This is a genomic window from Rhizobium sp. BK112 (genome assembly GCF_014193215.1).
GTDB classification, from domain to species: Bacteria; Pseudomonadota; Alphaproteobacteria; order Rhizobiales; family Rhizobiaceae; genus Rhizobium; species Rhizobium anhuiense.
Genome location: NZ_JACHYZ010000006.1, coordinates 181,897 through 199,910, shown reverse-complemented (window position 1 = coordinate 199,910; position 18,014 = coordinate 181,897). Strand labels below are relative to the sequence as shown.

Below are 18,014 nucleotides of genomic sequence, written 5' to 3'. Positions count from 1 at the left end.
GCTCTCTCATCGACAACACAAACCAGGAGAATCCTGCGAATGAAACTGCTCCCCACGCTTTTCGCCGGCGCGGCACTCGTGCTTTCCGCCGTCACCGCACAGGCCGAAGTCCGCTTCGGCGTCATGAACGAATCCTATCCGCCCTTCTTCGCCAAGGACGCGTCGGGCCAATGGCAGGGATGGGAAATCGACCTGATGAATGCCGTCTGCGAAGAGATGAAGGAGAAATGCTCGATCGTCGACATTTCCTGGGACGGTCTCATTCCGGCGCTCCAGAGCAAGAAGTTCGACGTGATCTGGTCGTCGATGTCGAACACCGCGGAACGCTCGAAGGTGATCGACTTCACCGACAAATATTACAACACGCCAAGCACCCTGATCGGTCCCAAGGACCAGAAGCCGGGCGCCACCGCCGAGGACGTGAAGGGCAAGACCATCGGCATCCAGGTGTCGACGATCCAGTCGGAATATTACAAGAAGTATTTCGCCGGCGCTGCCGAGGAAAAGACCTACCAGACGCTCGACGAGGCTTTTCAGGACCTCGCCTCCGGCCGTATCGACTATGTCTTCGGCGATTCACTGGCGCTTGACGCTTTCCTGAAAAGCGATGGCGGCAAGGATTGCTGCGCAAAGGCGGGCGACGTCGCCGACGACAAGGAGATCCTCGGCGCCGGCGTTTCGGGCGGCCTGCGCAAGGAAGACACGGAGCTGAAGGCCAAGCTGAACGCGGCCATCGCTGCAGTCCGTGCCAACGGCCAGTATGACGCCATCACCAAGAAATACTTCGATTTCGACATCTACGGCGCGAAGTAAGCAGTCCTGAGAATGGCGACCGCGCAACAAGGTATTCTGGACCTGCTGTCTCCCTATCCTCCGGGATGGGGCGGCGTTCTCTTGGCAGGTGCGGTCTCCACGGTCGCCATCTCGGCTTGCGCTTTCGCGATCGGCCTCCTGCTCGGCACGGGCGGCGCGCTGGGGAAGCTTTCGGGCAATCGCCTGCTCCACCTGCTGCTCGATCTCTATACCACGCTGATCCGCGCCGTTCCCGAACTGATCCTGATCGTCGGGCTCTATTATGCCGGCACCGACGGCCTCAACCGGCTGCTCGCCGTGTTCGACCTGCCGCCGGTCAATGTGAATGGTTTCGTCGCGGCCGTTGCGGTGCTGGGCTTCGTGCAGGGCGCCTACATGACGGAGGTGCTGCGCGGCGCGATCCTCGCCATTCCCGTCGGCCAGATCGAAGCTGCCAAGGCTTTCGGCATGGGGCCGGTGCTGCGGTTTCGCCGCGTCCTGCTGCCGGCGCTCTTGCCGAACGCCCTGCCGGGTCTTGCCAATCTGTGGATGTCGGTCACCAAGGACAGCGCGCTGGTCGCCGTCGTCGGCTATCAGGAACTGGCGCTCGCCACCCGTCTTGCCGGGGCAAGCACAAAACACTACTTCGTCTTTTTCCTTGCTTCGGCCCTTCTCTACCTCGCCATCACGCTCGTTTCCAACCTCGTCTTCAAACTGATCGAGGGACGGGTACGGCGGGGGCAGCCGCGCCTTGCCTGAAGAAAGCGCCCCATGAGTTTCACCTGGATCTCTTCCTATTGGCCGCTGCTTCTGACGGGCGCCTGGCAGACCATTTGCCTGCTGGTGATCTCTGTGGTGTTCGGCTTTGCCCTCGCCATCGGCCTCGCCTTCGCGCAAGTCAGCGGCGGCAGGCTGACGCGTCTACTGGCGCGGGGCTACTGCACCTTCTTCCGCGGCACGCCGCTGCTGATACAGCTGTGGCTTCTCTACTATGGGGTGGGATCGCTGCTGCCGATGATCCCCGGTATCCGCCAGAGCCTGTTCTGGCCGATCCTGCGCGAGGGCTTCTTCTTCGCCGCCGTCAGTTTCACCCTGAACTATGCGGCCTATGAGGCGGAGGTATTGCGCGGCGCGCTGCTCGCCGTTCCCAAGGGTGAGCTCGAAGCCGGCCGGGCCTTCGGCCTGTCGCCCTGGATGCTGACCCGCCGCATCTGGCTGCCGCGCGCCATTCGCATCGCCCTGCCGACCATTGCCGGAGAGATCGTCATGCAGCTCAAGGCGACGCCGCTCGCCTTTACGGTCACGGTGATGGATCTCTATGCCGTGGCGAACAAGGTCCGGCAGGACACGCTGCTCGTCTATGAACCACTGCTGGTCGTCACCCTCTTTTATCTCGCCTTGACTGCAGTTGTCGCCCGCGTCTTCCGAGGTCTCGAAGCGCAGGTGCCGGTTCGCCGCTAGGCGGACGGAAAGGGACTGGCCCATGAACTACCTCGCGCACGAACCACGTGCATCTCGCCCACTTTGTTATGAAAAGCCCGCCGCCGGTCATGGCGCGACGGCCTGAATGGAGACCTCTTCATGAGCACGACGCGAATTCTCGATGGCGGCATGAGCCGCGAGCTACTGCGGCTGGGCGCCGAACTGAAACAGCCGGAATGGTCGGCATTGGCGCTGATCAACGCGCCTGATATCGTTCGCAAGGTCCACCAGGAATTCATTGCCGCCGGCTCCGAGGTCGTGACGACGAACAGCTATGCTCTGGTGCCCTTTCACATCGGCGAGGATCGGTTTTGGAAGGAAGGGCCGGCGTTGATCCGTCTCGCCGGTCGGTTAGCCCGCGAGGCGGCTGATGCCGTCTCGGATCGCAAGGTGCTGGTCGCCGGCTCGCTGCCGCCGATCTTCGGCTCATACGAGCCGCAGAACTTTCAGCCGTCGCGGGTGCAGGACTATCTCGAGGTGCTCGTCGAAAACCTCGGCCCCTTCGTCGATATATGGCTCGGCGAGACGCTGAGCCTGATCGCCGAGGCGGAAGCCGTCCGCAAGGCGGTGGCGGCATCAGGCAAGCCGTTCTGGATTTCCTTCACATTGGCGGATGACGAGGCAGCCATCGGAGGCGGCGAACCGAAGCTTCGCTCCGGCGAAACTGTCGCTGACGCGGCGTCCTGGGCGGTGTCATCGGGCGCTGAAGCCTTCCTGTTCAATTGCAGCAAGCCCGAGGTCATGCAGGCGGCCGTGGAGACGGCGGCGCGCATCTTCCGGACAATGGACGCTTCCATCGAGATCGGCGTCTATGCCAACGCCTTCGAAGGGGAAACAGGCGAAGCGGCCGCCAATGAAGGCCTGCATGAAACGCGCAACGATCTGAATGACGATGCCTATTCGCGTTACGCCTGCTCCTGGGCCGAAGCCGGCGCGACGATCATCGGCGGCTGCTGCGGGATCGGCGCCGCCCATATCCATCGGCTCAAGAAGACGCTCTTGGGTTGACGCGGCACGTGGGCCGCGCCGCCGCAACTGTTATTCAGCTTTCGGCGCCGTTTTCTGCAGCTCGAGGAGGAGCTTGATCAGCTTCGGCGCCATCTCCCTTATTTCTGAAAGATGGACGGCGCTCAGCCGCGTCAGCAGCGCGTCCGCCTTGTCGGTCAGCAGAATCGTCTGGCGGCGCCTGTCGGCCGGATCGGCATGACGTTCGACCAATCCGGCATCCGACAGCCGCCCGACAAGTTCGGTCGCCGTATGCGGCGCGATGATCAGCCGCTCGGCCAGCATGCCGATGGTTACGGCACCGCCGCGTTGTCCCTTGATCGCCAGCAGCGCCTGATGCTGTTGCGTCGGCAGTCCTTCCGACTGGGCGGCGGAGGCGCTGAAGTCCATGAACTGGCGAAGCGCGAAACGGAGGTCGGCGAGAGCCTGGTAATCTTCCTGTCTGAGCGGCGGCGCGGTCTTCCTCAAAGCCATTCTCCTTTGCCGCAGCGGCTGCCCAGTTGGAAGCCATTCGGCCATCTCGAATAGAGGAGCAGTCGCCAGCCGGTCAAGGGAGGCATCTTACGAGGCATTATCGTCTTCATGTTTTCGTCCATTGATTTATATCGTATCACGATATATTGACGCCCCTCGAGCGTATCCGTTTCCGCGTAGCAGAGGCTTCCATGGCGCAGCATCAACCAAGCAACCGGCCGCACGATTTCACCGGCGGTCTTTCCCGGCGCGAGGCCGGAGATTTCACCACCGACCGGCGGGTCCTCCTGCTGGTTGGCATGTCCATCATTGTCGGCACGGCAGGCGCGTTTGCCGCCTGGTGTCTCGTCAGCCTCATCGCGCTGGTGACGAATGCAATCTGGTTCGGGCAGATCGGCATCCGGCCCGCCTCTCTGGCCGCCGTGCCGCGCTCGCTGTGGGGGGTGCTCGTTCCGCCGCTCGGCGGGCTGGTCATCGGGCTGATGGCCCGCTTCGGGTCGGAGAAGATACGCGGCCACGGCATTCCGGAGGCGATCGAGGCCATCCTGATCGGCGGCAGCCGGATGTCGCCGAAGGTTGCGGTGCTGAAGCCGCTGTCATCAGCGATCTCCATCGGAACCGGCGGTCCGTTCGGCGCCGAGGGGCCGATCATCATGACCGGCGGTGCGATCGGCTCGCTGTTCGCCCAATTCTTCCACATGAGTGCGGCAGAGCGGAAGACGCTGCTCGTCGCGGGTGCCGCCGCAGGCATGACGGCGATCTTCGGTTCGCCGATCGCCGCGGTCATGCTGGCGGTCGAACTCTTACTGTTCGAATGGAAGCCGCGCAGCTTCATTCCGGTCGCCGTCGCCGCTTGCGTATCGATCTGCTGGCGTCCGCTGCTGTTCGGCACCGGTCCGCTGTTCCCGACCCACTTTCAGCCAGACTTGCCCTGGTGGGGGATTTTCGCCTGTGCGGCGATGGGCATCATCTCAGGCCTGCAATCGGGATTGCTGACGACACTGCTCTACCGGATCGAGGATCTGTTCGAGGCCTTGCCGATCCACTGGATGTGGTGGCCGATGCTCGGCGGTCTCGTCATCGGCCTCGGCGGCCTGATCGAACCCAGGGCAATGGGCGTCGGCTACGACATCATCGACGGCTTGCTCAACAACCGGCTGCTCGCGCCGGCTGTGATGTCGATCCTGCTGGTGAAGACGGTCATCTGGCTGTTTGCCCTGTCGTCGGGCACCTCGGGCGGCGTGCTTGCACCGCTTCTGATTTTCGGCGGCGCTCTCGGATGGCTGGTCGGGCTTGTTATGCCGGGCAACGATCCCGGCTTCTGGGCGCTGCTCGGCATGGCGGCGATGATGGGCGGAACCATGCGCGCGCCGCTGACGGGAACCTTCTTCGCGATGGAGATCACCGGCGACATCAGCACGCTCGTTCCGCTGCTTGCCGCAACGGTTACGGCCTATGCCGTCACGGTTTTGCTGCTGCGCCGCTCGATCCTCACCGAGAAGATCGCACGCCGCGGCCAGCATATCACCCGCGAATATGGCGTCGATCCGTTCGAGCTATCGCGGGCAAGGGAGATCATGATCAGCGATGTCGATACGCTTCCGGTCACCATGACGGTGGGAGAGGCGTGCGACTTCTTTGCCTCGCTGGAGAAAACGCACCGGATCTATCCGGTGGTCGATGCAGGAGGCAAATTGGCAGGCATCGTATCGAGGGCTGACGCCCTGCTCTGGCAGGGGAATTTGGACCTCGCCGGACAGACGCTTGCGGAAAATGTGACAGACGCGTCCGTTCCTGTCGGGCATCCGGATGATACGGTCGCATTCATCGCCGACCTGATGCTGTCGACCGGCGACGGACGCATTCCGATCGTCGATCCGACCTCAGGGAAATTGTGCGGCCTCATCGCCCGCAAGGATCTCCTGCGGCTGCGCAGTTCCTACCGGTCGGCGGAACTGGATCGGCGGCCGTATCTCACCGCCGGCTCAAAAAGCAGGGCACAATAGCGGTCCGCTGATGTTCTCTCCCTCGCTCCTGCTACTGCGGCGCGCCACATGGAAAAGGTTCCATGTGGCGCGCGCTGACGACTGAAGATGTCAGTGCAGTCCGAACAGGTTCAGCAACTCTTCGCGGTGTCGGACGAATTCCGGGGCGCTGCGGTCGCGAGGACGGGGCAGATCGATTTCGATCAGGCGCGGCTCGCTGCCTTTTTCCCGTGGCAGGATCAGGATCCGGTCGGCGAGATAAATCGCTTCCTCGAGATCGTGGGTCACGAGAATGGTGGTGACATCCTCATCGCGCCAGATCCGTGCGAGCTCCTGCTGCATGCCGATCTTGGTCATTGCGTCGAGCGCGCCGAGCGGTTCGTCGAGCAGCAGGATCTCCGGCTGGACGGCAAGCGCCCGGGCGATCCCGACGCGTTGGGCCATGCCGCCGGAGAGCTGCCGGGGATAGGCCGCCTCGAATTGCTGCAGGCCGACGAGCTTGACATAATGGCGCGCCCGCGCCCTCGCCTGCTCACGTGACAGACCTCTTGTTTCCAGCCCGAAGGAGACATTGTCGAGCACGGTCAGCCAGGGAAGCAGCCGCGGTTCCTGGAAGATGACGGCGCGCTCCGCGCCGACGCCGCACACCGCCTTGCCGTCGACGAGAACCTCTCCCGTGTCGGAATCCTCAAGACCTGCCAGAACCCTGAGCAGGGTCGTCTTGCCCGAGCCGCTGGCGCCGACAATGGCGAGGCTTTCGCCGGAGCGGATGTGGAGGTTGATATCCTTGAGAACCTGTAGCTGTGTCCCGTTTAACTTGTAGGATTTGGAGAGGTGACGGATCGTTACCTCTCCGCGGCTGGTGTCCTCAGCGATGCTCATCACGGTTCCTCAGTTGCTTGCCGGCTTGGCGTCGGCGGCAAAGAGGATGTCCTTGGCCGCCAGCTGGCCTTGCTTCAGCTTGCCTTCGCGAACCAGGACGTCGATCCAGAACTGGATGTCGCGCTCGACCGGCAGGCCGCCGGCGCGCACGCCGTAGCCGCGGAAATACTGTGCGATATCCGCGTTCTCGCCACGCTCGCTGAGCGCCTTGGCCAGGATCTTCTTGGTTTCCTCAGGATGCTCGCGGGCATAGTCGAGGGCGCGGGCCGACTGCTCGACGAAAATCTTCGAAGCCTCCGGATGCTGCTGAATGAAATCGCGGCGCAGTACCACAAAGCCGCCGGCAATGTCTCCAAGCACGTCGGTATCGTCGAAAATCGCCCGCAGACCGCCGTTCTTCAGCGCTGCACCCTCGAAGGTCGTCTGCCAATAGCCGAAGGCGGCGATATCGACCTGCTTGGAACGCAGCACCTGCTCGAGCTGCGGCCCGGGGACGACGACCTGATTGGCGACGTCGGTCGGCAGGTCGACGGAATGCAAGGCCTCGCGGATGGTATAGTCGAGATGGGCGCCGAGCGTATTGACCGCGATGCTCTTGCCGGCAATGTCCTTGATGCCTTTGATCGGGCTGTCTTCCAGCACGTAGAAGGTCGACTGCACCTCGTCGTTGATGCCGTTCGAAGGATAGGCGGCGACGAAATCATTGCCGCCGATGATCGAGTTCAGGACGGCGGAGGTTGCAGCGCTGCCAATCTCGACGTCACCGGATGCCAGAGCGATGAGGGAGGCCGGGCCGCCCTGGGCATAGCCGACATTTTCCAGCGTGATGCCCGTGCCTTCGAAATAGCCGAGCTCGGCGGCGAGTTCATGGGCGGCAAGGCCGCCCTGGCTGGCGAGGTAGCGCAGCTTCACCGTGTCGGTGGCTGCGGCCGGTGTGGCAAGGCCGAGAGCGATCACGGCCGGCAGAAGGAGGTTGCGGGGATGGAATGTCATGTGGTGGTCCTTTTCGGAAGAGGAAAATCGGTGGAAGCAGTCAACGGCCCGGCTGAGACCAGCGGCAGAGGCGGCGCTGCAGGAGAACGAGCAAGGCATTGGCGGCAAGCCCGAGGAAGGCGAGCAGAAGGATCGCCGCAAACATCAGCGGAATCTGGAAATTGTACTGGGCGTTCATGACCTGGAAACCGATGCCCTTGTTGGCGCCGATCATCTCGGCGGCAATCAGCAGCAGAAGCGCAGTCGTCGCCGAAAGGCGCAGGCCGACGAAGATTGCAGGCACCGAGGCCGGCAGGATGACGCGGCGGAAGATGGTCAGCGGCCCGGCGCCGTAGGTCCGCGCCATCTCGATCAGCTTCTTGTCCACTTCCTTGACGCCGCCGATCGTGGCGAGCAGGACCGGAAACAGCGTCGCCCAGAAGATCACGAAGATCTTCGATGTTTCGCCGAGGCCGAGCAGCAGGATGAAGACCGGGTAGAGCGCCAGCGCCGAGGTCTGGCGGAAGAGCTGCAGGATCGGATCGAGCGCCTGTTCGACCAAGCGAAACTGGCCCATGAACAGGCCGAGCGGAATGCCGATCGCGACGGCAAAGGCAAAAGCGGTTCCCGATCGCTGCAGACTGATGGCGATGTCATCCAGCAGCGCGCCGTTGGCCAGATTGGTCCAAAGGGCCGACAGGATCACGTTCAAGGGCGGGAAGACGGCGGGATTGACCCAGCCCCTGGTGCTCGACACCTGCCAGAACAGGAGGAAGCCGATGAGAAGGCCGTAGCGCGGCAAAAGCGATGCGAGCACCCTGCGCACATGCGAGGCGAGAGGGGAAATATTGCTTTCGCTGCTTTTCAGGCGGCCGAAGCTTCTCGGAAGGGTCTGGTTGATTTCATGGGACATGGACCGCTCCTCACTCCGCCGCCTGGAGAGCTGCACGTCCTGCAGCCAACCGATTGACGGGGAAAGGCAGGCCGAGGTTTTCCCGCAGCGTCTTGCCCTCATAAGCGGTGCGGAACAGGCCGCGGCGCTGCAGTTCGGGGATGACCAGATCGACGAAATCGTCGAGCGCCGTCGGCAGCCAGGGCGGCAGAATGTTGAAGCCGTCGGCCGCTTCGTTCTCGAACCATTTCTGCAGCGTATCGGCGATCTTTTCGGGCGTTCCGACGATGGTGTAGTGACCGCGGGCGGATGCGATCCACTGATACAGCTGGCGAATGGTGAAGTTGTTTTCGTCGGCGATCTGGCGGATGAGCGCCTGGCGGCTCTTCATGCCTTCCGTCGGCGGCGCCGGCGGTAGAGGCCCGTCGAGGTCATAACCGTGCAGGTCGAGCGTACCGCCGGTCAGGCCATTGAGGAGGCCGATCCCGTCCTCTTCGACGATGAGCGAGGTCAGGCGGTCGTATTTCTCACGCGCCTCCGCCTCGGTTCTGCCGACGAAGGCGGATACGCCGGGCATGACCAGGATGTGATCGGGATTTCGGCCGAGACCACGGGCGCGTGCCTTGATATCCCGATAAAACTCCTGGGCGGTTTCGATATGCTGATGGGCGGTGAAGATGACCTCGGCCGTCGCTGCGGCAAGCCCGCGTCCGTCTTCGGATTGTCCGGCCTGGACGATGACGGGATGCCCCTGCGGCGACCGTGAGACGTTGAGCGGACCGCGCACGCTGAAGTGTTCGCCGCGATGGTCGGTGTCGTGCAGCTTCGACGGGTCGAAGAACACGCCGGAATCCTTGTCCCGGATGAAGGCGTCGTCTTCGAAGCTTTCCCAGAGTTTGCGGACGACGTCGACATGCTCGGCGGCACGGCGATATCGGTCGGCATGCGGAAGCTGGGTGTCGCGGTTGAAGTTCTGCGCCGTCAGGTCGCCCGTCGTGGTGACGACGTTCCAGCCGGCGCGGCCATCCGAGATCAGATCCAGCGAGGCGAATTTGCGGGCGGTCGTGTAAGGCTCCTCGTAGGTGGTCGAGGACGTGGCGATAAAGCCGAGATGGGTGGTGAAAGGCGCAAGGGCGGAAAACAGGGTCACCGGTTCGAAGCCGGCGACGCGGGCATTGCCGCCTTCACGCGCCCCGCCGAAACCGACGGCCAGTCCGTCGGCCAGGAAATAGGCATCGAAGAGCCCGCGCTCGGCCGTCAAAGCGAGGCGTTTGTGGAACTCGAAACTGGTCGCGCCGTCGGCCGGCTGGTCGGGATGCCGCCATGAGGCAACATGCTGTCCGCCACCGGGAAGAAATGCCCCAAGCCTGATTTTCCGTGTCATTTCGCGTCCTCTCCGTTTGCCGTCAACAGCCCGGTCTTCCCCAGGGCCAAGTATTAAACTGGCTGTTGGACTGCTAAAATACGTTCTCTATAAATTTTATAGAGAAACTTAATTTCATAGTTTCGGAGGAAGCGTGAATAGATTTCCGGGATCGGCTTGAAACTCGAAATTGAACGATCGAGATCGCCGCCCCTGGATTTATAGGGGCAGGCCGATAGGCGGCGTTCTACAGGCGTGACAAAGAGCCGGCTGAGGCGGCGATAAGGAGGGCGTCCGGCGTCAAAATGTCCGTGCAGCCTGACATCAATATGCTGATGTGCTCAGCTATTTCTCATTTTGGCCGGGTCGGAGCATGGTCGAGACCGGCGGCGGCTTTCTTCAGGCAGTCGAGATAGCGGTCGCGGTTGGCGATGCCGTCGTCGCGTGGGGTGACGAGGCAGAGCGTTGCGGCGGCATGGCCTTCTTCGCCGCGCACCGGTACGGCAAAGCAGTGGGTGAAACTGTCGACGATGCTGTTGAAGGTGAAGAGACCTTCACGCTCGGCCTGGCGCACTTCGGCGATGAAGGTTTGCGGCTCGAGCCATTCGCCGTTCGGCAGGCGGAAATCCTGCGGCGGAATGAAGTTCAGGATCTCCTGATCCGACAGATGCGCGACGAGCAGGCGGCCCGACGCCGTCCACGGGATCGGCACCGACTGCCCGACATCCGTCGAAATACGGAATGGGCGTGCGCCTTCGCGCATGCGCACGACCGTGTACCTGTTTCCATCCAGCATGCAGAACTGCGCCGTTTCCCGCGTCTCGTCGGCAAGCTGTTCCAGCGCCGCCTCGCATTCGCGGGTGAAATCGAAATGGTTCTCATAGGCTGCGCCGAGGAAATACAGCTTGCGGCCGAGATAGACACGCCCCTCGCCGCCGGTGAATTCCAGAATGCCATTCTGCAGCAACAGGTTGACGAGTTCGTAAACCGATGAGCGCGGCGCGCCGATCTGCGCGGCGATTTCGTTCGGCTTCAAGGCCTGCCGCTTCTGGCGCAGGAAATCGAGGATCTCGAAGGCGCGGTCGAGCCCTCGGGCGCGTTTGCCGGCTGCTTCGTCCTGAACTGCATCCATCGCTGTCGATCCCTTTTTTACCCGGCCAAGCTTTTCAAGCCCTCTGCCGCATCTGTCAATCGATCCCGTCATTCCTTGCGAATGAAATTTTTGCACCCCTCTTGCGAGGCAGAAAAATCGGCATAAGATCGCCTCGTCCGGTATATAGATCACATGTACATTATATTGGACATAGATGGCAAGCCGTCAACGCTGCCGCACACAAAAAAGGGGATCGACATGAAGAATCTTGAAAACGGCATTTCCGCTTCTCTGCGCCGCCGCCTTCTCGCGGGTGCTGCCGCTGCGGCCGCCCTCGTCGTCTTTTCGGCCGGCACGGCCTCGGCCGCCGCCAATTGCATCAAGGGTGACCGGAAGGCGCCCTATACGGTCGGCTGGGCGAACATCTATTCGGTGCCGACCTGGATGAAGCAGACCGAAGGCACCATCACGGCTGAAGTGGAGGAGCTGAAGAAGGCAGGCCTCGTCAAGGACCTGATGATCACGGACGCGCAGGGCAACGCCCAGACGCAGATCCAGCATATCCAGTCGATGATCGACGCCAATGTCGACGCCATCGTCGTGATCGCCGGTTCCTCCAATGCGCTCGACCGCGTCATATCGGATGCCTGCGACAAGGGCATCGCCGTCGTGAATTTCGACAGCCTTGTCAACACCGACAAAGTGACCGCCAAGATCAACACCGATTCCAATGAATGGGGCGCGACCGCTGCCAAGTGGATGGTCAGCCAGCTCGGCGGCAAGGGCAAGATCATCATCATGAACGGCCCGGCCGGCATTTCGGTGAGCGACGATCGCCGCAAAGGCGCCCAGCCGGTCCTCGATGCCAATCCGGGTCTCCAGGTGATTACCGAGACGAATACGGAATATAACGTCGCCCCGGCGCAGGAAGCGATGACCAGCCTGCTCTTTGCCAATCCCGAAATCGACGGCGTGCTGTCGCTCGGCGGCGCGCTGTCGGCCGGCTCCGTCCTCGCCTTCGAACGCCAGGGCCGCGAGCAGGTGCCGACGACCGGTGAAAACGCACGGCAGTTCCTGGAACTCTGGAAGGAGAAAGGGCTGAAGGGCTGGGCGACCATGCAGCCCAACTGGCTCGGTGCGCTTTCCGTCTATACCGCCGTGCAGGCGCTGCAAGGCAAGGACGTTCCGGCCTTCGTCAAGGTGCCGCTGCCCGTCATCGACGACAGCACGATCGGCAGCTACCTCGCCCGGGCCGACAAGTTCCCGGCTGACGGCTATATCTACTCCGATTACGATAAGGCGCTCTTCGACAAGCTGCTCGCCAAGTAATCCACCCAAATAATCCGACCATGTAACTCGGGTTGAGGAAAGCCGTCATGACGGAAGAACGACCCCTGCTGGAAGCCCGGCAGGTGTTCAGGGGATTTTTCGGCAATCCCGTTTTGAAGGGCGTCGATATCGCTCTTCTGCCGGGCAGGGTTCACGCCCTGCTCGGCGAAAATGGCGCCGGCAAGTCCACATTGATCAACCTCCTGTCCGGTGCTCTGCAGCCGGACAGCGGTTCCATCCTCGTCGACGGCAAGCCCGTCGGGCGTTTCAGCCCGGCGGCTGCGCGCGCGGCAGGCATTGCCGTCGTTCAGCAGGAGCTGAGCCTGACGGCCAGTCTGTCGATTGCCGAAAACATCGGGCTCGGCGCCTTTCCGCGCCGGTTCGGTCTGATCGATTACAAAGCGCTTCATCGCGGCGTTTCGGATGTCTGCGACATGGTCGGGCTCACCGAAGCGCTCGACATGCCGGTCGCCGATCTCGCGCTCGGCCGCCGTCAGATGGTCGAGATCGCCAAGGCGCTGTTCCGAAAGCCGCGCGTGCTGATCCTGGACGAGCCGACCTCGTCGCTCTCCGCCCACGAAGCCGGCATCCTTGCCCGGCTGATCGAGACGCTCAAGGACCGCGGCACGGCACTTCTTTATATTTCCCACCGCCTCAATGAGGTGCAGGCGCTCTGCTCGCATGTCACGGTGTTGAAGGACGGTCTGGTCACCGCCGACCAGTCGCTTTCCGGCATCGACGGCGAGGGTCTGGTGCGCCTGATGGTAGGCCGTGAGACCGGCGACCTGTTCCCGCCGCGCTCAGCCACAGCGCCCGGCGCCATGCGCATCAGCGTCGAAGGCTTCTCCGCCGGCATGGTGCGGGACATCGGCTTCTCAGCCCGCGCCGGCGAGATCGTCGGCATCGGCGGGCTCGTGGGACAAGGACAGGAAGACTTGCTGCTCGGCCTTTACGGCGCGATTCCAGCCTCGGCCGGTCGGGCCGAGGTATCGGGTAAACCCGCCCTGCCCGCCGATGTCGGCGAGGCGAATGCGGCGGGCATCGTTTATGTCCCGGCCGACCGCAAACATGAGGGGCTGGTGCTGCCCCACGCGATCGCAGCCAATCTCATTCTGCCCTCGCTCGGACGGCTCGCCCGCAACGGCTTACGCGACCGGCCGGCGGAAAACAGCCTGGTCGCCGATCTCGCGCGCCGGCTGACGATCAAGGGCGACACGGCCCGCCCGGTGCAGGCGCTTTCCGGCGGCAACCAGCAGAAGGTGGCGCTCGCCAAATGGCTGCCGCTCGATCCTTCCGTTCTGCTGCTCAACGATCCGACGCGCGGTGTCGACATCGAGACCAAGCGGGAAATCTACCTCATGCTCCGCGCTTTCGCCGCCGAGGGGCGGCTCGTCATCCTGGCCAGTTCCGATACGCCGGAACTCGTGCATCTCTGCGACCGTGTCGCGGTTCTGCGCGAGGGGCGCGTCGCGGCGGTGCTGTCGCAGGATGCGATCAGCGAAGGGGCGATCGTCGGCGCGGCCATGGGCATCGCGACCGCGACGCAGGGAGAGGCGGCATGAGCACAATTTCATCATCCCGGCTCTACGGCTCGATCCAGCTCCGCCGCAACCGCGGCCTTGCCGGTCTCTATCTGGTCGTCGCCGCCTTTCTCATCCTCTATGCGCTGCTCTTTCCCGGCATCCTTTCCATCGGCGGCTTCTCCAAGTTCACGCAGAACTGGTTCCCGCTGGCGCTCGTCACCATGGCGCAGGCGCTGCTCATGCTGAACGGCGGCATCACGCTGGCGATCGGCCCGCTCGTCAGCCTTGGAGCGGTGATCGCCGCGACGACGATGGAAGGAGCGCTCGGCGTGCCGGGCGGCATTCTCGCGGTCTCGCTCGCCGGTCTTTCGATCGGCGCCGTCATCGGCGCCATCGTCACGTATCTGAGGCTGCCGGCGATCATCGTCACGCTTGCCGGCTCCTTCATCATCGGCGGTGTGGCACTCATCCTGCTGCCGCGGCCGGGCGGGTTCATTCCCGACTGGCTGTCGACCACGCTGGCCGGCCACACGCCCGTCGCTTTCCTGCTGCTCATCGTGATCCTCGTGCTCTGGAAGGTCTTTCTCGCAACCCCGCTCGGCCTCGGCATCTACGCGGCCGGCGACAATCCGGTCGGCGCATTCCGCTCCGGCGTCCCGGTCGAGCGGGTGAAGGTCGCAGCCTTCGCGCTGTCCGGTCTGCTTGCAACGCTGACCGGTTTGTTCGTCGCCGCGCAGACCGGCTCGGGTGATCCGGTGATCGGCACGCCCTTCACGCTGAACTCGATCGCCGCCGCCGTGCTCGGCGGCGTCGGTTTCCTCGGCGGCAAGGGCACGATGCGCGGCGCGATCTGCGGCAGCCTGCTGCTCTCGGTCATGATCAACGTCATGTTCTTCCTGGGTTTCCCGCCGGTCGCGCAATATGTCGCGCAAGGGCTGATCATCGTTGGGGCGGTCGCTGTTCCGGAACTTCTTGGGGTATGGAGGGCAAGGCGATGAACATGATCCGATCCGCGTTCCGCAATCCGCCGCTCCTGACCCTGCTTCTGGTCGCACTCGTCTGGATCGTCGCAAGCCTCTCGCTGCGTGGTTTCGGCGCCTATGGCCACCTGCGCTACCTGCTCGAACTCGCCGCGGTGATCGGCATTGCCGCCGCCGGGCAGACGCTCGTCATCCTGATGGGCGGCATCGATCTCTCCGTCGGAGCGGTCATCACCGTCACGGCGATCCTGCTGCCGTTGATTTCGCCGGCCTGGGACCCGACCGGCCTTGCCGGCATCGTGGCGGCCCTTGCCATCGCCACCGGCATCGGCCTGATGAACGGCGCCGGTGCTGCCTATCTTCGCGTGCCGCCGATCATCATGACGCTTGCCATGGCGACCTTCCTGCAGGGCCTGCTCGTCATCGTCGCCGGCGGCAGCGCCGTCACTGTCAGCAATCCGGCGGTCATCCTGCTCGGGCAGGCGCGGCCGCTCGGCATTCCCTCGGGCATCATCCTGTGGCTCGTCGTTTCGATCGTCGTCCTGCTGCTCGTCCACCGCATGCCGATCGGCGCCCGTTTCCTGGCGCTCGGGGCGAACCCGCTGGCGGCCCGGCTTTCCGGCGTCAGCGTCACGCGCAACACGCTGGTCGCCCATACCCTGTCGGGCTTTTTCGCCGGTCTTGCCGGCATTCTCGTCCTCGGCATGAACCGGCAGGGCTATGTCGGCATCGGCGACCCCTATCTCTTGACCTCGATCGCCGCCGTCGTGCTCGGCGGCACCTCCATCCTCGGCGGCCGCGGCACCTATGCCGGGACCGTTCCGGGGGCGATCCTGCTTGTGACGACAACGGCGCTGATCACGGTCGTCAATGCCTCGCCCGGCTGGCGGTCGATCATGTTCGGCACGTTGATCCTCGCCCTTCTGCTGGTTTCCGGCCGGGAGACGCGTCGATGACGGAACTCTATCACGGACCGGTGATCGACCCGCACCATCACCTCTGGGACCTTAGGCTGGAACGTCATCCCTGGCTTCAGAAGGCGCGGGCATCAGGCGAAGAGATGGTTTTCGGAAGCCTGGCGCCGATCCTGCGCAACTACGGCATCGACGATTATCGCGCCGATGCCGCCCGCCAGAATGTGGTTGCCACGGTGCATGTCGAGGCCGGCTGGTCCGTTGCGTATCCGCTGGCAGAGAGCCGTTGGCTGGATGGCCTCGACCGCAGCTGCGGCGTGGCGCACCGTTATATCGCGCGCGTTCCCCTCGACGGGCCGGACGCCATGCGCCTGCTCGAGGCGGAAGCGGCAAATCCCAACGTCGTCGGCATCCGCGATATTTTGAGCTGGCATCCCGATGTGGCGAAGAGTTTTGCGTCGCGCGCCAACCGCATGAGCGATCCCGCCTGGCGGGCGGGCCTAGCGCACGCCACGCGGCTCGGGCTGGTCTTCGACCTGATGCTCTATCCCTGGCAGATGAGCGAGGCGCTCGACCTGGTGCGCGCCTTTCCGCAAACGCTTTTCGTGCTCAACCACGGCGGTAGCCCCACCGACCGGACGGCGGATGGCATGACGCTCTGGCGCGGTGGCCTGCGGGCGCTCGGCAGCGAGCCGAACGTGCGCCTGAAGATCTCCGACCTCGTCGCCTACGACAACCAATGGACGCTCGAAAGCCTGCGGCCGGTGATCGAGCATTGTCTCGATTGTTTCGGCCCGGCGCGTGCCATGTTCGCAAGCGACTTTCCGGTCGCGGGCCTGCACGCCTCTTTCGACGAGGTCTATCAGGTTTTCCGCACGGTCGCCGCGCAGCTCTCTTACGACGAGCAGCGCGCTTTGTTCTTTGCCACCGCCAATGACACCTATCGCCTCGGCATCGCCGATCCGGCCGAGATCAGGGACTGCCATGTCTGACCTTCATACCACGACCGAAAACCTACTGATCGACGAGCAGGTGCGCGGCTTTCCGCCAGGCAATCCGCCGCTCCCGCTGGATGCCATCGGCAAGCAAGGATGGAAGCCCTATGACGGCAGGATGGCCCTGCCGCTGATCTCGCTCGACCAGCAGGCTTTCTCCGACAATGCCGAACTGATGATGATCTATGTGAAGAGCCATGGCGCCGAAATCGCCCCCCACGCCAAGACGCCGATGTCGACGGCGCTGTCGGAGGCGCTTCTGGCGGCGGGCGCCTGGGGCACGACGGTCGCCGATATCCGTCAGGCGGCCGTGTTGCTCAAGGCCGGACAGCGCCGGTTGATCCTCGCCAACGAGATCGGTGGAGCTGCCGCCGCCCGCCGGCTGGCGGCCCTGCTCGGCCAATATCCCGATGCGGAACTGCATATTTTCGTGGATTCGACGGCGCTCGTCGAGGCTCTTTGCGCCGCATGGCGGGAACGTGCCGATCTGCCGCCTCTCGGCCTGCTAGTGGAGTTCGGCGCCGGCCGCGCCGGTGCCCGAAGCGCCGACGCCGCCGAGGCAATTCTCGAGGCGATCCTTGCCGTGGAGACTCCGACCTTCCGGCTGACCGGCATCGCCGCCTATGAGGGCGCGGCGGCGACCGCCGATGCGCAAGAGACGATGCGTCGCATCGACTCGCTGATGGCGGTGACATCCGATTTCCTGCCGAAGCTGCGCGCCTGCATCGGCGACGAGCGGCCGCTCCTCATGACGGCAGGCGGCTCGGTGTTTTTCGACCTTGTGGTTGCCAGGCTTTCAGCCGCCGTTGCGGCCGATCCGGCCTGTCGGCTGGTGCTGCGCAGCGGCGCGATCTTCTTCCACGATCACGGCATCTACGAGCGCGGCCTTGCCGGCCTCGATGCACGCGGCGGCTTGCGCATCGGCGGCGAGATGATTTCCGCGGCTGCGGGTTTCCGTCCGGCGCTGCGGGTTTGGGCCGAGGTGCTGTCGCGGCCGGAGCCGCGGCTTGCAATCTGCGGCATGGGCATGCGCGACGTGGCGATGGACCAGGGCCTGCCGCGGCCGCTGGCGCTCTACCGCAATGGTGCGCATCTTGCCGATCTCGAAGGCGCCGAAGTGTTTCGCCTTAACGATCAGCACGCCTTCGTGGCACTTGCCGATGGCAGCGACGTTTCGGTCGGCGACGTCATCGAGTACGGCATCTCGCATCCCTGCACCTGCCTTGACCGGCATGCCATCCTTTACGGGCTCGATCCGGACCATTCGGTGACGGCGGCCTATCTGACCAGCTTCGGCTGAACTCTCCCTCCAAAAAGCAAGAAAAGGAAAACC

At 63.7% G+C, this 18,014-nt stretch carries 17 protein-coding genes; 11 read left to right on the top strand and 6 right to left on the bottom strand.

Annotated features, from left to right (window positions below; translation table 11 throughout):
* Positions 1-39 precede the first annotated feature (39 nt).
* The 4 genes from FHT75_RS18560 (at position 40) to FHT75_RS18545 (ending at position 3,282) form a co-directional block, all read left to right on the top strand.
* Complete coding sequence (locus FHT75_RS18560; protein ID WP_028756210.1) at positions 40-813, top strand: transporter substrate-binding domain-containing protein; 774 nt, start codon at positions 40-42, stop codon at positions 811-813.
* 12 nt (positions 814-825) lie between these two features.
* Complete coding sequence (locus FHT75_RS18555) at positions 826-1,551, top strand: ABC transporter permease (RefSeq protein WP_183845117.1); 726 nt, start codon at positions 826-828, stop codon at positions 1,549-1,551.
* 12 nt (positions 1,552-1,563) lie between these two features.
* The gene (locus tag FHT75_RS18550) at positions 1,564-2,253 is read left to right on the top strand and encodes an ABC transporter permease (RefSeq protein ID WP_028756212.1); all 690 of its coding nucleotides are present in this window, start codon (positions 1,564-1,566) and stop codon (positions 2,251-2,253) included.
* A gap of 120 nt (positions 2,254-2,373) precedes the next feature.
* On the top strand, positions 2,374-3,282 hold the full coding sequence (locus tag FHT75_RS18545; RefSeq protein ID WP_047612205.1) for a homocysteine S-methyltransferase family protein: 909 nt from the start codon (positions 2,374-2,376) through the stop codon (positions 3,280-3,282).
* Between the two features lie 30 nt (positions 3,283-3,312).
* Here FHT75_RS18545 and FHT75_RS18540 read toward each other — a convergent pair whose 3' ends face one another.
* Positions 3,313-3,747: a MarR family winged helix-turn-helix transcriptional regulator gene (locus FHT75_RS18540; RefSeq protein ID WP_047613385.1), complete on the bottom strand. Its 435-nt coding sequence runs from the start codon at positions 3,745-3,747 to the stop codon at positions 3,313-3,315.
* 197 nt (positions 3,748-3,944) lie between these two features.
* Here FHT75_RS18540 and FHT75_RS18535 point away from each other — a divergent pair, with 197 nt between their 5' ends.
* Positions 3,945-5,759: a chloride channel protein gene (locus FHT75_RS18535; protein ID WP_047612209.1), complete on the top strand. Its 1,815-nt coding sequence runs from the start codon at positions 3,945-3,947 to the stop codon at positions 5,757-5,759.
* Between the two features lie 90 nt (positions 5,760-5,849).
* Here the strand turns inward: FHT75_RS18535 and FHT75_RS18530 are convergent, their stop codons facing one another.
* The 5 genes from FHT75_RS18530 to FHT75_RS18510 all read right to left on the bottom strand — a co-directional run bounded on the left by FHT75_RS18530 (position 5,850) and on the right by FHT75_RS18510 (position 10,979).
* Entirely contained in the window at positions 5,850-6,620 is a 771-nt protein-coding gene (locus FHT75_RS18530) for an ABC transporter ATP-binding protein (protein ID WP_047613387.1), read from the bottom strand.
* 9 nt (positions 6,621-6,629) lie between these two features.
* Entirely contained in the window at positions 6,630-7,613 is a 984-nt protein-coding gene (locus tag FHT75_RS18525; protein ID WP_028755800.1) for an ABC transporter substrate-binding protein, read from the bottom strand.
* Positions 7,614-7,653: 40 nt separating this feature from the next.
* A complete protein-coding gene (locus FHT75_RS18520) occupies positions 7,654-8,505 on the bottom strand; it encodes an ABC transporter permease (protein ID WP_047612212.1) in 852 nt (283 codons plus the stop codon).
* Between the two features lie 10 nt (positions 8,506-8,515).
* On the bottom strand, positions 8,516-9,868 hold the full coding sequence (locus FHT75_RS18515; RefSeq protein WP_047612214.1) for an LLM class flavin-dependent oxidoreductase: 1,353 nt from the start codon (positions 9,866-9,868) through the stop codon (positions 8,516-8,518).
* Between the two features lie 331 nt (positions 9,869-10,199).
* A complete protein-coding gene (locus FHT75_RS18510) occupies positions 10,200-10,979 on the bottom strand; it encodes an IclR family transcriptional regulator (protein WP_047612216.1) in 780 nt (259 codons plus the stop codon).
* A 219-nt stretch (positions 10,980-11,198) separates the two neighbouring features.
* On the opposite strand from FHT75_RS18510, the gene FHT75_RS18505 reads away from it, so the two are divergent.
* From FHT75_RS18505 to FHT75_RS18480, 6 genes are read left to right on the top strand one after another with little or no spacing between them, the layout of a single operon-like run.
* Complete coding sequence (locus FHT75_RS18505; RefSeq protein WP_047613388.1) at positions 11,199-12,269, top strand: ABC transporter substrate-binding protein; 1,071 nt, start codon at positions 11,199-11,201, stop codon at positions 12,267-12,269.
* A gap of 47 nt (positions 12,270-12,316) precedes the next feature.
* A complete protein-coding gene (locus FHT75_RS18500; protein WP_183845116.1) occupies positions 12,317-13,831 on the top strand; it encodes a sugar ABC transporter ATP-binding protein in 1,515 nt (504 codons plus the stop codon).
* Positions 13,828-14,790, top strand: a complete 963-nt coding sequence (locus FHT75_RS18495) for an ABC transporter permease (RefSeq protein ID WP_028755794.1) — start codon at positions 13,828-13,830, stop codon at positions 14,788-14,790. The genes FHT75_RS18500 and FHT75_RS18495 overlap by 4 nt, the downstream gene beginning before the upstream one ends.
* Positions 14,787-15,728 carry an ABC transporter permease gene (locus FHT75_RS18490; protein ID WP_047613390.1) on the top strand — a complete coding sequence of 314 codons (942 nt, stop codon included), beginning with the start codon at positions 14,787-14,789 and terminating at the stop codon, positions 15,726-15,728. The genes FHT75_RS18495 and FHT75_RS18490 overlap by 4 nt, the downstream gene beginning before the upstream one ends.
* A complete protein-coding gene (locus tag FHT75_RS18485) occupies positions 15,725-16,678 on the top strand; it encodes an amidohydrolase family protein (protein WP_047612221.1) in 954 nt (317 codons plus the stop codon). The genes FHT75_RS18490 and FHT75_RS18485 overlap by 4 nt, the downstream gene beginning before the upstream one ends.
* On the top strand, positions 16,671-17,981 hold the full coding sequence (locus FHT75_RS18480) for an alanine racemase (RefSeq protein WP_183845115.1): 1,311 nt from the start codon (positions 16,671-16,673) through the stop codon (positions 17,979-17,981). The genes FHT75_RS18485 and FHT75_RS18480 overlap by 8 nt, the downstream gene beginning before the upstream one ends.
* Positions 17,982-18,014: the final 33 nt, after the last annotated feature.